Raw genomic sequence first — 13,389 nt, 5'->3', positions numbered from 1 at the left:
CTGGCTACGGGAAGGGCGCCGACCATGTCACACATCGACGAGTTCTTCGACGAGCTGAGCCACCGCGGCCACCAGCCGCTGTTGGAACGGGTGGTGGCGACGATCCGGTTCGAGGTCCATGACGACATGGTCGACATGGTCGACGCGTCCGACAGCTCCGGGGCGAACGCCGGCGACAGGGACCGGGCGAGAAGCCTGAGCCGATGGGTGACCATCGACCACGGGGACCTCAGCGTCTCCGCCGACGGCGACACCGCAGCCGACGTCACCATCACGTGCACCGCGTCCGAGCTCGACGACCTGGTGAGCGGCCGCACGAGCGCGATGGCCTCGCTCCTGCGGGGCGCCCTGACGGTCCAGGGCGACCCGGAGCTCGTGGTGCTCGCCCAGCGGCTCTTCTCCCGCAGCCCCGGTGCGACCCGGGTGCCCAGCCCCGTCGTCGACGCCCGCGCGAGGGAAGGAGGAGCGTCGTGAGCGAGGGTCTCGTCCACATCCTGGAGGGCAGCACCTTCGTGGTGAGCGACCGCCGCGGCGACATCGATGCCTCCCCCACCGACCCCGGCGGCCTCTTCGCGTGGGACACCCGGTTCCTCTCGCGCTGGGTGCTCACCGTCGACGGCCAGCGCCTCACCACCCTGTCCACGGACGACCTCCACTACTTCGAGGCCCGCTTCTTCCTCGTCGTCGGCACCGACACGGTCTACGTCAACGCGAACCTCACCGTCCTCCGGCAGCGCGCGGTCGGGCACGGCTTCCGGGAGACCATCACCCTGCTCAACCACGACAACAAGCCGGTGGACCTGACCCTGCGCATGGACGTGGCCTGCGACTTCGTCGACCTCTTCGAGGTCAAGGACGCCCTCCCCAAGCAGGGCACCCGCTCCACCCGCGTCGAGGACGGCAGCCTCGTCATCTCCTACGACCGCGACACCTTCCACCGCGACACCACCGTCTCCGCCTCGGAGGCACCCTCGCGCGTGGACGACAGCGGCCTCGAGTTCGACGTCCACCTCGAGACGCACGGGTCGTGGTCCACGGAGCTCCACGTCGCCCCGCGCATCGGACGGCCCGACGCCCCGATCATCCGGATGGACGGTGAGGGACACAGCGCCCAGAAGGGACGCCTGGAGGAGCTTCGCGAGTGGGTCGAGGCCGCTCCACGCCTCGTGACCGACTCCGAGCAGCTCGCCGCAACCTACCGCCGCAGCCTCGTGGACCTCGCGGCGCTGCGGTTCTCGCCCGCGATCGCCGGGAGCCGGAGCCTGCCCGCGGCCGGGCTGCCGTGGTTCATGACGATGTTCGGACGCGACAGCATCCTCACGAGCCTGCAGGCGCTCCCCTTCACGCCCGAGCTCGCGGAGACGACGCTGCGCGTGCTGGGTGACTGGCAGGGCAGCCGGGTCGACGACTTCCGCGACGAGGACCCGGGGCGCATCCTCCACGAGATGCGCTACGGCGAGCTGACCGCCTTCCAGGAGCGCCCCCACTCCCCCTACTACGGCTCGGCGGACTCCACGCCGCTGTGGCTCGTGCTGCTCGACGAGTACGAGCGGTGGACCGGCGACGCCGCCTTGGTGCGCGAGTTCGAGCCCGAGGCGCGGGCCGCGATCCACTGGATCGACACGTACGCCGACCTGCAGGGCAACGGCTACATCGCCTACCAGCGGCGCAACGAGCAGACGGGCCTGGAGAACCAGTGCTGGAAGGACTCGTGGGACTCCATCTCCTACAGGGACGGTCGGCTGCCCGGGTTCCCCCGCGCCACCTGCGAGCTGCAGGGCTATGCCTACGACGCGAAGGTGCGGGTGGCGCGTCTCGCCCGGCAGTTCTGGGACGACCCGGCATACGCCGATGCTCTGGAGTGGCAGGCGGCCGACCTGAAGGCCCGCTTCGACCGGGAGTTCTGGGTCGAGGACGGTGGCTACTACGCACTCGCGCTCGAGGCCGACGGCACGCGCGTCGACGCGCTCTCCTCGAACATCGGCCACCTGCTGTGGAGCGGGATCGTCGACGACGCCAAGGCGCCGACGATCGCGGCGCACCTGCTCGGGCCTCATCTGTTCTCCGGGTGGGGCGTGCGAACGCTGGCCGACGACCAGGCCCGCTACAACCCGATCGGCTACCACGTCGGCACGGTCTGGCCCTTCGACAACTCCTTCATCGCCTGGGGCCTGCGCCGCTACGGCTTCCGGGAAGAGGCCGCCCGCGTCGCGGCTGGCGTGCTCCACGCGGCCGAGTTCTTCGAGGGGCGCCTGCCCGAGGCGTTCGGCGGCTACGAGCGCTCCCTGACGCGCTACCCCGTGCAGTACCCGACGGCGTGCAGCCCACAGGCTTGGTCGACGGGCGCACCGCTGCTGTTCCTGCGGACCATGCTCGGTCTCGACGCGGTCGGCGAGCACCTCATCGTCGACCCCGCGGTGCCCACGACCTTCGGGCGCATCGAGCTGCTCGACATCCCGGGCCGGTGGGGTCGCATCGACGCGTTCGGCCGGGGCATGGTCGACGTCGACGACGAGCGGTAGAACGCGGTAGAACGCGGTAGAACGCCGACGAGTTTCGGCTCTTCTCGAAAGCCCCTGTGGCGCCGAGAGCGGCGCCCTATCTTTGACGAACCGTGGTATCGCCCTCGGCGCGCGGGGCTTGCGACGAGATCACACTGCGCCGAGACCTTTGGAAGTGATGCCGATGCCACCTTGGATTCCGGTCTCCGCGGCGGTGTTGTTGGCCGCCTTCGTTCTCCCCGCGCCTGCCGCAACCGCGGTCAGCACGACACGACTCCCTGCGGTGGTTCAGCCCAAGGAAGTGCACCGGCGACGTGGGACCACGTCACGCTGATCATGTTCGAGAACAAGCCGTTGAAGAAGATCATCGGTAACACCGCGGACGCGCCCTACATCAACTCGATCGCCAACGCCTGCAGCTACTCGAAGAACGACCTCTCCCTGTCGACCACCAGCCTGGCCAACTACATCGCGCTGACCTCCGGCTACACCGGCTGCGACAAGGCCGACCCCAATGGCATCTGCACCCACCAGCTGCCGATCACGGCGAACAAGCCTCCGAGCTCCTGGCCGCAGGCCTCGAAGAGCAGCTTCGAACTGATGAACACGGCGACGCCGGGCAGCGCCGTGGAGTGGGGCGAGGACGCCCAGGGCGGCTGCTACACCGGCGGCGCCGGCCTCTTCACGGTCACCCACACGCCTTTCCCGTACTTCACGCGGACGCAGAAGACGCTGTGCCCGCAATACGCCAAGCCCTTCCCGGCGAACAACGCGGACGTGCTGTCCGCGACGTTCAACCTGGTGATCCCGAACAAGCAGCACATCATGCACCTGGTGCCGAACACCACCATCTCGCAACGGATCCAGAACGGCGACAACTGGCTGAAGGGCTATCTCCCGACGCTGCTCAACTCGACGACCTACCAGGCCGGCCGCTCCGCCATTCTCATCACCTGGGACGAGGGAAACAACACGACCTTCACGGTGCCGCTGATCGTCATCACGCCGTACACCACTGCCGGCGGTGTCTCCTCGGTCGCCTACGACCACTACTCGGTCCTGAAGGGCATCGAGCAGATGGTCGGGCAGACCCAGCTGCTGGGTCACGCGGGTGACCCAGGAAAGGCGTCCATCCGCGACGACGGGCTCTTCCGGCTGAAGTGAGCGGACGGGCCCTGGCTCACTCAGCCGGGTCGTCGGACGACGACGGGAGGGACGCGGTGGGTGCCGCTGCAGGGCCCGCGGTGAGCTGCGGCGCTGCGGACCCGGTGAGGTAGGCGTGCACGCTCGACGCGACCTCGCGTAGGGGTCGTGGCGGCAGGTAGGCCGCAGCGCCGGCATCGAGCAGTCGGCCCACGGGCCCCGGCTGGCTCACGCCGAGCTCCTCGTCGTCGATCTCGGTCACGATCACCCGGGCGTTCGGGAAGCCGGCGCGCAGCGAGCCGAGCAGCTGCGGGCTCACCGGGTGGGTCAGGACGACGTCGGCCGTCGTCGGCGCCTTCAGCAGGTCGAGGACGATGTAGTCGGGTCCCAGCTCGTCGGAGAGCCGGCTGCGCGCCGCGTCGGAGAGCTTCGTCGCCGTGGCCACGACCGTGACACCGTCGCGGACGCCCTCGACCGGGACGGGCTCGGCCGCCGGAGCCGGCGGCCCCGCCACGACGGCTCCCTCGAGCACGGCCGGGCGGAAGGCCAGGATCCCGAGCTCGCGCCCCTCGTGACGGAGCGTCACCTCGCGCCCCGCCACCATCGCCTCCACCGCGGACCGGACCTCGCGCGGAAGCGTCTCGAGGTCGAGAGTCTGGACTGCGCGTCGGTCTCGTTCCTGCACCGGACCATGGGGCATCAGGCACCCTAACCCGGCCGCCACGGCAGGGAGTGCAGGACGGACCGCGCGACACGGCATACGCCATCCAAGGACGTCGACCGTCCCTGGACGGCAGGGCTGGTGCAGACCTACTGGCCGGTGCGTCCGTCGATGCACTCGCGCAAGAGGTCCGCCGGTTTTTTCCGAACGTATGCCGCAACTCTTCCCCGGGCTCGAAGCGGGTGGGCAGCGTTGCAGTTCAGTGCGGTTCGCGCTCGCCGGTCAGCGGGTCGTCAGGGTGGTGGTCCTGGGCCTGCACGGACATGCCGGGAGTACGTTGCCGGCGTGCCCCTGCAGCCCGTTCGCCTGTTGACCGACGGTTGTCGCTCCGTCAGCCGTCAGCCCGCCAAGGATGATGCCGAAGCGATCATGGAAATCCTGTCGAATCCCTCAGTCGTGCAGCACAACCCGTCGGATCTGACGACGGAGCTCGAGGACGTCGAGGCGCTGGTGAGGCGCTGGCAGGGACGCTGGAAGCGGCACGGGTTCGGCAACTGTTGCGTCTGCGACGAGATCCCACCTTCGACGACCAGGGAGATGATGGCCTGGACCGGGCGTTCACCAACCGCTCGTGAGCGCGGCGGGTTCTGAGTACTCGTACGCACGCCGGTCGCCGCATCGGGTGCTTCACTGGCTCATGGGCACTGACACGGAGTCGCGGGTCTCGGCACGTGGCGTGATCAGCCTTGGTCACGTGCTGGTGGGTGGGGCTGCACTCGTTTTCGCCGGCGTGATGATATTCGCGGGTCGAGCGCCGGACGCCGGGTTGGGCGGAGTGTTCGTCGGTCTCGGGCTGTTGCTCGCGCTGGCCGCCGGGCTGTTCACGTACGCGGCAGTACTCGTCCTCCGGCGTGCACACCATGGTCGTGGTGGTCAGCTGTCGCTCACCCTCAGCCTTGTCGAGCTCGTCGCCGGTGCCGCCATGGCCGCGGCCATGGGCGTCGCCGTGCAAGGCTATGGCGCCTTCGAGCCGTGGCGCTCTCCCCTGCTGGTGCCGTCGGTGCTCCTCGTGGCTCTCGGCCTCGCGGGTCTTGCTCTCGAGGTCGTTGCGCGTCGTCCGGGTACGCACTGACCGGCCACGGAGGGTCCCCCCGAGGGGGGACCGGTCTCGACCCGCCCGAGCACGCGGGAGCAGGCAGGAGCGAGGGGGGCAGCGTGCTCAATGCTGAGCGTGACGGACCGGGGACGTGCGAGCACGCGTACGGGAACGCAGGCCGACCACCTAGCTCTGGGCCGCGGGCCGACCTGGCCGGTCGTCATCGCGCTCACGTCACTTTCGAACCTCGAGCACATTGTTGAACGGTGTCTGCGCCACGACGCGGAATGGCGTGAACCCGGCCGCCGACACGATGTCGCGCACGCGCGCCGGCCCGGCCTGGGTGCCGATCGCCAGACCCACCTCCTGCGAGAGCGAGCACGGGGTGCACAGCAGGGTCGAGAACCCGAAGTAGGCGCGGCCGACCGAGGTGAGGTTGTCCTCGACGTGGTCTCCGGCGGCGGGCTCGACGATCATCCACGTCCCGTCGGGCGTCAGCGCCTCGAAGACCTGGCGGGCGGCACCCACGGGGTCGCCCATGTCGTCCAGCACACCCTCATCCCAGCGGCCCGAACCGCGCCGTACGAGAACGGGGGCGAGCTGCCCCGCAAGTACTGGCACACCCACGACCTGTTCGTCACCCTCACCGCCGCGGCCGTCGCGACCTCCCGCCTGCGGGTCGGCAGCGGCGTCTGCCTCGTCGCCCAGCGCGACCCGATCATCACCGCCAAACAGGTCGCCAGCGTCGACGTGCTCTCCGGCGGGCGGATGGAGTTCGGCGTCGGAGCCGGCTGGAACCGGGAGGAGATGAAGAACCACGGCACCCACCCGCGCAGCCGGATGGCCGTGTTGCGCGAGCGCGTCGAGGCGATGAAGCAGATCTGGACCCAGGACGAGGCGAGCTACCACGGCGAGCACGTCAGCTTCGACCGGATCTGGTCCTGGCCCAAGCCCGCCCAGCGCCCGCACCCACCCGTGCTCGTCGGAGGTCTCGGACGCCCAGCGCCCCGCGGATCGCGGTCAGGCCTCGCGGAGCTTGGGGATGACCTCGGTGGCAATCGTCTCGAACGAGTGCCGCTCGTGAGAGGCGTCCGGGCGCCAGGTGTTCGGCCAGTAGAGCACGAACTCGTCGATCCCGGCGGCCACGAAGGTGCCGACCATGTCGGTGAAGTAGTCGGGCGACTCCCACGGCGTCAACGGCGGGAAACACACCAGCGAATGCCTGATCGCCTCCGGGTCGCGGCCATGGCGGACCACGAGGTCATCGAAGCGATGGCACCGTTCCGCGGTGACGCGATGGAAGTCGGCCTCGGTCTGCACGCCGTACCCACCCCACGAGCTCCAGCTGTCGGCGAACCGCGCTGCGATCGAGAGCATCTTCGGTCCGTGCGCCGCAATCGTGATGGGCGGCCTGGGACGCTGAACCGGAGCCGGGATGACCTCCGCCTCGGCGCACCGGTAGTAGACACCGTCGTAGGACGTCACTTCGTGGCGCAGCAGGAGGTCCACCAGTTCCACGAACTCGCCGAACCTGGCTACTTGTTCGCTCGGAGACCAGTCGACGCCGGCCACCGGCCCGCCGGCGGAAGGGTCACCGACTCCGAGCCCGAGCTCGACTCGCCCGGCGGACAGGTGGTCCAGGGTCATCGTCGCCTTCGCCAGCGTGACCGGTTGCCGGAAGTACAGGCTGGAAACGAGCGTGCCGACCCGAATGCGACTCGTGGTCGCCGCCATCAGGGTCAAGGTCGTCGGGCCGTCGTGCATCACGTGGCGCGGTCGGTCCGGTTCCACCACGGTGTCGCAGTTCCACAGCACATCGAAGCCCAGGCGCTCGGCCTCCTGCCAACGCTCGTGGAGCGTGTCGAGGTCCAAGTGCTGGTACTGGTAGGCGCCGAATCGCAAGGTCACGGTGTCGAACCCTCCGACGCACTGCGGCGAAGTCGTCTGCTCACCATCATCGGGTCGACAGAGGCATGCGTCCAGTGAGTCGCCCCGATGGTCCAGTCGGGGCGCGCTGCGCCTTCGGATCCGTGCGGTCCGGACGATATGGAATGCATCAACAGCGATCGGGCTTGGCTCAGTGCCGGCCTGTCGTGCATCGCGGTCGCTGGCTCGTGATCCCGCCAGAATGGCCGCAGCCACCGCCGGGTTGGCGCGCCCGACGGTTGCCTGGGAGTCGGATCTCGAGCGGCCAGCACCGGCGGATTGGCAGTTCTGGCGTAGCCCTGAATGATCTTCGGGCAGCGGTGACAAGCGGCGCCTGCCCACCGGCGCGGGCGGCTTCGCCGGGCATCTCCACGATGGCCGCCTGCACCGAGGGCAAGAGCTGGAGAACAGACGCAACTGCCGCGGAGCGCCCGTATTCCGGGAAAATTCGAACACTGCCGGTGAACGCCTGCGATTCTCACGTCATGAGCCTCGACCCGGCCACCGGCAACCCCGAGCACTACAAAGTCGTCTTCGAGAACGAACGCGTCCGAGTCCTCGAGTACACCGACACTCCCGGCGACCGGACAACGCCACACCAGCACCCCGACAGCGTCATGTACACGCTGTCGTCGTTTCGCAGGCGTCTGGTGTCCGGAGATGCGCAGCACGAGGTGGAGTTGGAAGCTGGAACGGTCGGTTGGCTTCCTGCCCAGGAGCATCACGGGGAGAACATCGGAGATACGGCAACGCACGTGATCTTCGTCGAGTTGAAGGAGCCGGGGGCGTCCAGCACCTCCAGGTCGCTCGGCCCACAGCCGACCTGACGCCTGGCCGCAACGAACGTACTCACATGCCGCGCGGTGGACGGACGTCCGGCACCACCGATGAGCGGGAAACGCTAGGGCGAGACTGCGCTGATCAACTCGTCACCGCGTCGCGGAGCCGGCTCTGCTCCCGACGAAGCCACGCAGCGCGGCGCTTGATGCGATCCCCTTCCGGTCATAGGCCTCGACCCGCCGCCCCTGGCCGCGGCGGTACCCGATGCCGGGGACGTTGCGGCGAGGCCAGCTCGGCTGGGGAGGCGCTTCCTCAGAGGGTGACCTGATGGGCGCACAGGGCGGACCGCAGGGTCGTCTCGTCCACGACGCCATCGCGCAGTGGGAGGGACGCGGCGACGAAGCCGTCGGGGCGGACCAGGTAGAGCCGATCGCGGCGTAGCCGGCCGTGGCTGTCGGGTCCGAAGTTGTGGGGTCCGTCTATCCACCCTGGGACGTTCGGGCGTGCTGCTTCGGCGCCGTAGGTGTGCAGCTGCCAGGTGAGGGACCGCAGCGACCGGGGGTTGTCCCCGACCGGCGGCAGGCGCACCCCGACGGCGCGGTCGTCGGCCCACGCGGGTGCCGCCTGGTCGGTGGCGAAGTGGTAGCGGATCCGGTACTGCCCGAGGTACCCGCCGAGCCGGGGACCTAACGGTGTGTCCAGGATGCGGGGGGCCAGCGTCGCCATGGGACCGCTGAACCGACGCCGGAACCATGCGGTTCGTCGGCTGCGCCGTGCGATGACGCTGAAGGCCCGGTCGGTGACCTTGACCAGCCGCTGCGCGACGGGGCGACGCTCGCGTTCGTAACGGTCCAACGCGGCCGGGTCGAGGTGGCCCTGGGCGACGTCGGCCAAGAGGTTGGCGAGGTTGTGGGCGTCCTGCAGACCGGTGTTCATGCCCTGGGCGCCGACGGGAGAGTGCACGTGGGCGGCGTCGCCGGCCAGGAAGGTTGCCCCCTTGCGGAACCGCGTCGCGACGCGATGGTGGACGCGGTAGGTCGAGAACCAGTCGACGGCGGTGTAGGTGAGTCCGAGGTCGGCACGGGCGGCGGCCAGGGCGGACTCCTGGAGCACCTCGTCGCTGTCCACCAACGAGATGAGTCGCGCATGCCCGCCGGGACCCAGCGGGAAGAGCAGGGCGAAGGTCGCCTCACCGAACCGGGCGGCGACAGCACCATCGGGCAGCCCCGAGACGCCGCGCAGGTCGGCGACGCAGAACATCGCGTCGTCGGTGACGCCCTCGAAGGGGAGGTCCTCGAGGCGGCGGACGGCCGAGCGCGCCCCGTCGGCGCCGATGCACCAGCGGGCCCGGATCCGCGAGAGCCCGTCCGGGCCATCGACGAGAGCCACGACGCGTCCCTCGCAGGGTTCGGTGTCGTCGACCAGGTCGACGAGCCGGTGCCGCCAGCGCACTCCGGCGCCGGCCTCGGCGAGCGTGGACGACAACAGCTCCTCGTTGCGGCTCTGCTCGAAGATCTGGATGCCCGGGTAGCGGGTCCATCCCCGCTGCGCCGCCGCGATGCTCAAGCCCTGCGGGCTGACGTCCTGACGGATCTGGATCCGCAGGGCCGGGTAGGCGCCGGCGAGAACCTGCTCGGCGAGACCGAGCTGGTCGTAGATCTCCATGCTCCGCGCCTGGACAGCGAGCGCCCGGGACTCGCGAGTCGGTGCCGACTTGGGATCGATGACCACGGCCGCAACGCCGCGCCGAGCCAACACGAGCCCGGCCATCAGACCGGTCGGTCCTGCGCCGACGACGAGCACATCGGTGTCGGTGATGGGTAGCTCGCTCAATGTCACGCTGGTCATGAACGTGTCACCTCTCCTGTTCCGAGGACTCAGGGCACGCCGCCACGGTACGGGTAGACGGATCGTGCGACCCCCGAGATGAGAGTGCTGGGAGCCGCCGCGGCGACAACGCGAGTGCCCGATCGGGCGGCTCCGACCATGATCAGCAGGGGTACCGGATCGCGTTGAGGGCGACTACCCGGCAGGGGCCCGAGCAATCAACCCTGACGACCCAACGCAAGCCCCCACTCCACCTAACGACGTCAGCTGCGAGCGTGTGCGTTGCGCCGTCAGCGGAGAGTCCAGGCCCTACGCCCGCTGAATGGCCACAGCGTCGGGTCCGTCGCGACGCGCCGTGCTGCCAGGGACGAGTCGGCTCCGGATGTACCTGCGGTGGCCGGGTCGGGCATTCGTCGGGACGGCCAGGTGGTTGACCAGTGTGACGATGAGCCGGCGCCCCGGCTCGACGCGGATCGCGATGGGCTCCAGCCCGTGACGAGGTCACGCTCAAACCCAGGGTTCAGGCGCCGCCGGCGGTGACGACCGCGTCGGTGGCGAAGCCCGCGACCATGCCGAGCAGCAGGCCGTATGCGAGCAGGTCGGCGCGCTTGGTGCGCGCGGCCACGCCGAGCAGCTGGGTGATCACGTAGATGATCGAGCCGGCGGCGAGGGTCAGGAACACGAGGCTGAGGGGCTCGCTGGTGAAGCCGTGACCGACCGCCGCACCCACGAACGTGGGTCCGCCGCCGATCAGGCCGAGGCCGAGCAGGAACGGCCACGACGGACGACGCGGCGTTCCGTCGGGCCCGAGGTCCCCGGCCAGCGGGGCGGTGATGCCGAAGCCCTCGGTGGCGTTGTGCAGGGCGAAGCCGACGACCAGCAGGGTGGCGAGGGCGATCTCGCCGCGCGCAGCCGACTGGCCGATGGCCAAGCCCTCCGCGAAGTTGTGCAGGCCGATGCCGACCGCGATCAGCAGCGCCAGCCGGCGCGCCACGGACCAGGACGCGATCCCGACCCGTCGCCTCGTGCCGTCGACCCGCATGCCGGCCAAGGCCTCGGCGTTCGGGGTCAGGGCGGCCCGGGCCGTGACCCGGCCGATCCACCCCTCGTAGGCCACCAGGGAGAGCAGCCCGACAGCCAGACCCCCGACGAAGAGTGCGCCGTAGCCGAAGACCGTGGACAGGCTGCCGCCGCCATCGTGCACCGCGCCGAGCGCGGCGTCGATCGGCTCCCAAGCGTGGGTCAGCACATCCCACACGAGGAAGAGCAGCACCCCGACCGCGGTGGCGTTGAGCACCGCCCGCAGGGCCGGCGCCGGGCGACGCAGCCGCCCGATGGGGAGGCCCAGCACGATGGTGGCGCCCGCGATGAAACCGAGCACCAGGGTGCGGCCAAGTCCCACGACAACTCCTTCGACGATCAGGTGAGCAGATCGAAAGTTAGGCGCGCCTTACCTAACTGGTCAAATGCTGGGAGTGGCTCTGCGGTGAGGACCTCGGCGGACTGTCACCACGGACTGGGCGTTGCGCGGCGCCTTGTCTGCGGATGTGACGCGACGGGCCTCCATGGTCGCTGTGGTTCCCGGGTCGTTTGCGGGCCCACCGATCGCGGCCCAACCACCGAGAGGAGCGGCCCCGTTGTCCACGAATGCCACTTCGAGTCGACCCTTGGTTGCTCACGAGATGCAGTGTCCCCGCACAATCAATCGAACGCACGGACATGCCTCTCCGCGGGTGTGTGCCGGTGACGCCCGCGATTTCGATTGCTGTCCGGTCCGGCACCCAGCACCATGACGAGGGTGTGCCCCGTTGCCAAAGCAGAAGCCCGTGTCGCCCTCGAGTCCCTTCCCGGACTCACGTGGCGACCGATTCGCCGCGACGACCTACCCGCGGTCGCGGCGTTCTTCGGCGAATGCGAAGAGTACGACCACAACCCTGAGCGCCAGTCCCTGACCGGACTGCAGGAGTACTGGGCCTCGCCTCGCTCACGCCCCGACGAGGACACCCTGGTCGGCTACGACGCCGCGGGGACGATCGCTGCTCTGGCGTGGTCGGGCTGCAACCGCGTCGTCACCGAGACCCGGGGCGTCTATCTCGGTGGGGCGGTTCGACCGGACCGGCGCGGTGAAGGGATCGGCCGGGCAGTGCTGCAGTGGGAGCTGGCCCACGGGCTGGAGTGGGACCGCGCGACGCGGCAGCCCGGCTACGGGCCGCTCGTGATGCGGCTGCACGCCCCCTCCGGCCAGGACGACGTGCGCGACCTGGCCGAACGTCACGGCCTGCCGCTGGAGCGCTACTTCTTCGAGCTCTCCCGACCCCTCGACGACCTCCCGCCGGCGGCCCAGCCCGACGGAGTGTGCATCATCGGCTGGGACCCCGCACGCGGCCGCGAGGTGCACCACATGATCGATGCCGCCTTCGGTGACCACTGGGGCCACACCGACCGCACCGACCAGATGTGGCAAGAGGTCGTCGGATCCCGCGCGTTCCGAGCCGACTGGTCCGTGCTGGCTCTCGACGAGGCCACGGACACGGTCGTCGGCGCCGCGCTCAACTGCGCCTACGAGCAGGACTGGCTGGCGACGGGAACCCGCGAGGGATACACCGACCAGCTCGGCGTCGCGCGCACCCACCGCGGCCGTGGCGTAGCCCGCGCACTCCTGACCGAGTCCATGCACCGCTTCGCCGCCGCCGGCATGAACGCCGCAGCACTGGGAGTCGACGCCGACAACCGCTCCGGCGCCGTGCGGCTCTACGAGTCCCTCGGCTACCGCCAAACCGCGAGCACCTGCGTCCACCAGCTCACGCACCCCTGCGGCCCGACCACGACAGGCACAGCACCACCCGAATGACGGACGCACGCTCATGAACAGCCGCACCTCGGACGACATCCGACCATGCGGCTCCTCGGACAACGTCCGACGCGGCGCGGGATCGGGAACCTTGAAACTTCTCGGTTGATGTCCGACGAACGTCTCGGGGAGATGGCCCAGGTCTTGGTAGGTGTGCCGGGGATCAAGGCCGCGGTGACCTCGGCCCGTACTACGATCGCGCGCATCTTGACGTCGAGGCGTTGAGGCAAGCCACAGCGGGCGTTTCACCCGGACGGGACCGGCGGCCATCAGCGGAGCTCTTCCGGCCCTTCTTTCACGGGCCTGGTTCATGTACACAGCTCATGCCCGGCGACGTGATCACTCCGTTGCGGCGGCTCGGCGCGGTGTCGGCGACCGTGCGCGAAGCCGTGGCTCGGGTCCAGTAGCCTGTCTCCCGTTGGCCACCCCATCGGGGCTCGTTGCAGCGAGGGTTACAGCGATCTTTGCAGCGCGGGTTCCATCGAGGGTTTCAGCCATGCCCCGCCCTCGTAGCTCAGGGGATAGAGCACCGCTCTCCTAAAGCGGGTGTCGCAGGTTCGAATCCTGCCGGGGGCACCACACGTTTGCGCAGGTCAGAGGCGGT

Annotated in this window: 11 protein-coding genes, 1 tRNA gene and 1 pseudogene; 9 read left to right on the top strand and 4 right to left on the bottom strand. The window is 69.6% G+C overall.

Translation table 11 applies throughout. The features are described 5' to 3' along the window. Nucleotides 1-24 precede the first annotated feature (24 nt). The 3 genes from LQK93_RS12990 to LQK93_RS12980 all read left to right on the top strand — a co-directional run bounded on the left by LQK93_RS12990 (nt 25) and on the right by LQK93_RS12980 (nt 3,665). Nucleotides 25-474, top strand: coding sequence for an SCP2 sterol-binding domain-containing protein (locus LQK93_RS12990; protein WP_374968200.1), 450 nt, complete (start codon nt 25-27; stop codon nt 472-474). Beyond that, entirely contained in the window at nt 471-2,522 is a 2,052-nt protein-coding gene (locus tag LQK93_RS12985) for a glycogen debranching N-terminal domain-containing protein (protein WP_374968198.1), read from the top strand. The genes LQK93_RS12990 and LQK93_RS12985 overlap by 4 nt, the downstream gene beginning before the upstream one ends. A gap of 315 nt (nt 2,523-2,837) precedes the next feature. Then, the gene (locus tag LQK93_RS12980) at nt 2,838-3,665 is read left to right on the top strand and encodes an alkaline phosphatase family protein (RefSeq protein WP_374968196.1); all 828 of its coding nucleotides are present in this window, start codon (nt 2,838-2,840) and stop codon (nt 3,663-3,665) included. A gap of 16 nt (nt 3,666-3,681) precedes the next feature. Here LQK93_RS12980 and LQK93_RS12975 read toward each other — a convergent pair whose 3' ends face one another. Next, the gene (locus LQK93_RS12975) at nt 3,682-4,329 is read right to left on the bottom strand and encodes a hypothetical protein (RefSeq protein ID WP_374968195.1); all 648 of its coding nucleotides are present in this window, start codon (nt 4,327-4,329) and stop codon (nt 3,682-3,684) included. Nucleotides 4,330-4,650: 321 nt separating this feature from the next. Between LQK93_RS12975 and LQK93_RS12970 the strand changes: the two genes are divergently transcribed. The 3 genes and pseudogenes from LQK93_RS12970 to LQK93_RS12960 form a co-directional block, all read left to right on the top strand. Further along, entirely contained in the window at nt 4,651-4,956 is a 306-nt protein-coding gene (locus LQK93_RS12970) for a hypothetical protein (RefSeq protein WP_374968194.1), read from the top strand. Continuing rightward, the gene (locus tag LQK93_RS12965) at nt 4,937-5,437 is read left to right on the top strand and encodes a hypothetical protein (RefSeq protein WP_374968193.1); all 501 of its coding nucleotides are present in this window, start codon (nt 4,937-4,939) and stop codon (nt 5,435-5,437) included. Before LQK93_RS12970 ends, LQK93_RS12965 begins: the two co-directional genes overlap by 20 nt. Nucleotides 5,438-5,527: 90 nt before the next feature. Then, a pseudogene (locus LQK93_RS12960) lies at nt 5,528-6,346 on the top strand (LLM class flavin-dependent oxidoreductase); the annotation flags it as partial. 75 nt (nt 6,347-6,421) lie between these two features. Here LQK93_RS12960 and LQK93_RS12955 read toward each other — a convergent pair. After that, nucleotides 6,422-7,543: an LLM class flavin-dependent oxidoreductase gene (locus LQK93_RS12955; protein ID WP_374968192.1), complete on the bottom strand. Its 1,122-nt coding sequence runs from the start codon at nt 7,541-7,543 to the stop codon at nt 6,422-6,424. Nucleotides 7,544-7,812: 269 nt separating this feature from the next. Between LQK93_RS12955 and LQK93_RS12950 the strand changes: the two genes are divergently transcribed. After that, nucleotides 7,813-8,154, top strand: coding sequence for a cupin domain-containing protein (locus LQK93_RS12950; protein WP_374968191.1), 342 nt, complete (start codon nt 7,813-7,815; stop codon nt 8,152-8,154). Nucleotides 8,155-8,419: 265 nt separating this feature from the next. Here LQK93_RS12950 and LQK93_RS12945 read toward each other — a convergent pair whose 3' ends face one another. Continuing rightward, on the bottom strand, nt 8,420-9,955 hold the full coding sequence (locus LQK93_RS12945; protein WP_374968190.1) for an FAD-dependent monooxygenase: 1,536 nt from the start codon (nt 9,953-9,955) through the stop codon (nt 8,420-8,422). A 499-nt stretch (nt 9,956-10,454) separates the two neighbouring features. Next, complete coding sequence (locus tag LQK93_RS12940; protein WP_374968189.1) at nt 10,455-11,336, bottom strand: ZIP family metal transporter; 882 nt, start codon at nt 11,334-11,336, stop codon at nt 10,455-10,457. Between the two features lie 396 nt (nt 11,337-11,732). On the opposite strand from LQK93_RS12940, the gene LQK93_RS12935 reads away from it, so the two are divergent. Both LQK93_RS12935 and LQK93_RS12930 read left to right on the top strand, forming a co-directional pair. Then, on the top strand, nt 11,733-12,785 hold the full coding sequence (locus tag LQK93_RS12935) for a GNAT family N-acetyltransferase (RefSeq protein WP_374968188.1): 1,053 nt from the start codon (nt 11,733-11,735) through the stop codon (nt 12,783-12,785). A gap of 503 nt (nt 12,786-13,288) precedes the next feature. Further along, nucleotides 13,289-13,364: transfer RNA gene (locus LQK93_RS12930), tRNA-Arg, on the top strand. Nucleotides 13,365-13,389: the final 25 nt, after the last annotated feature.

This window comes from Terrabacter sp. BE26 (assembly GCF_041941675.1).
Taxonomy (GTDB): Bacteria; Actinomycetota; Actinomycetes; order Actinomycetales; family Dermatophilaceae; genus Terrabacter.
Note: the sequence above shows the minus strand (reverse complement) of the source record. Positions and strands in the feature narration are given on the sequence as shown.

Excerpts from the sequence above, each read along its gene's own strand:
- LQK93_RS12990 (WP_374968200.1), top strand. The coding sequence starts at position 25 with ATGTCACACATCGACGAGTTCTTCGACGAGCTGAGCCACCGCGGCCAC.
- LQK93_RS12980 (WP_374968196.1), top strand. The coding sequence starts at position 2,838 with ATGTTCGAGAACAAGCCGTTGAAGAAGATCATCGGTAACACCGCGGAC.
- LQK93_RS12950 (WP_374968191.1), top strand. The coding sequence starts at position 7,813 with ATGAGCCTCGACCCGGCCACCGGCAACCCCGAGCACTACAAAGTCGTC.
- LQK93_RS12945 (WP_374968190.1), bottom strand. The coding sequence starts at position 9,955 with ATGACCAGCGTGACATTGAGCGAGCTACCCATCACCGACACCGATGTG.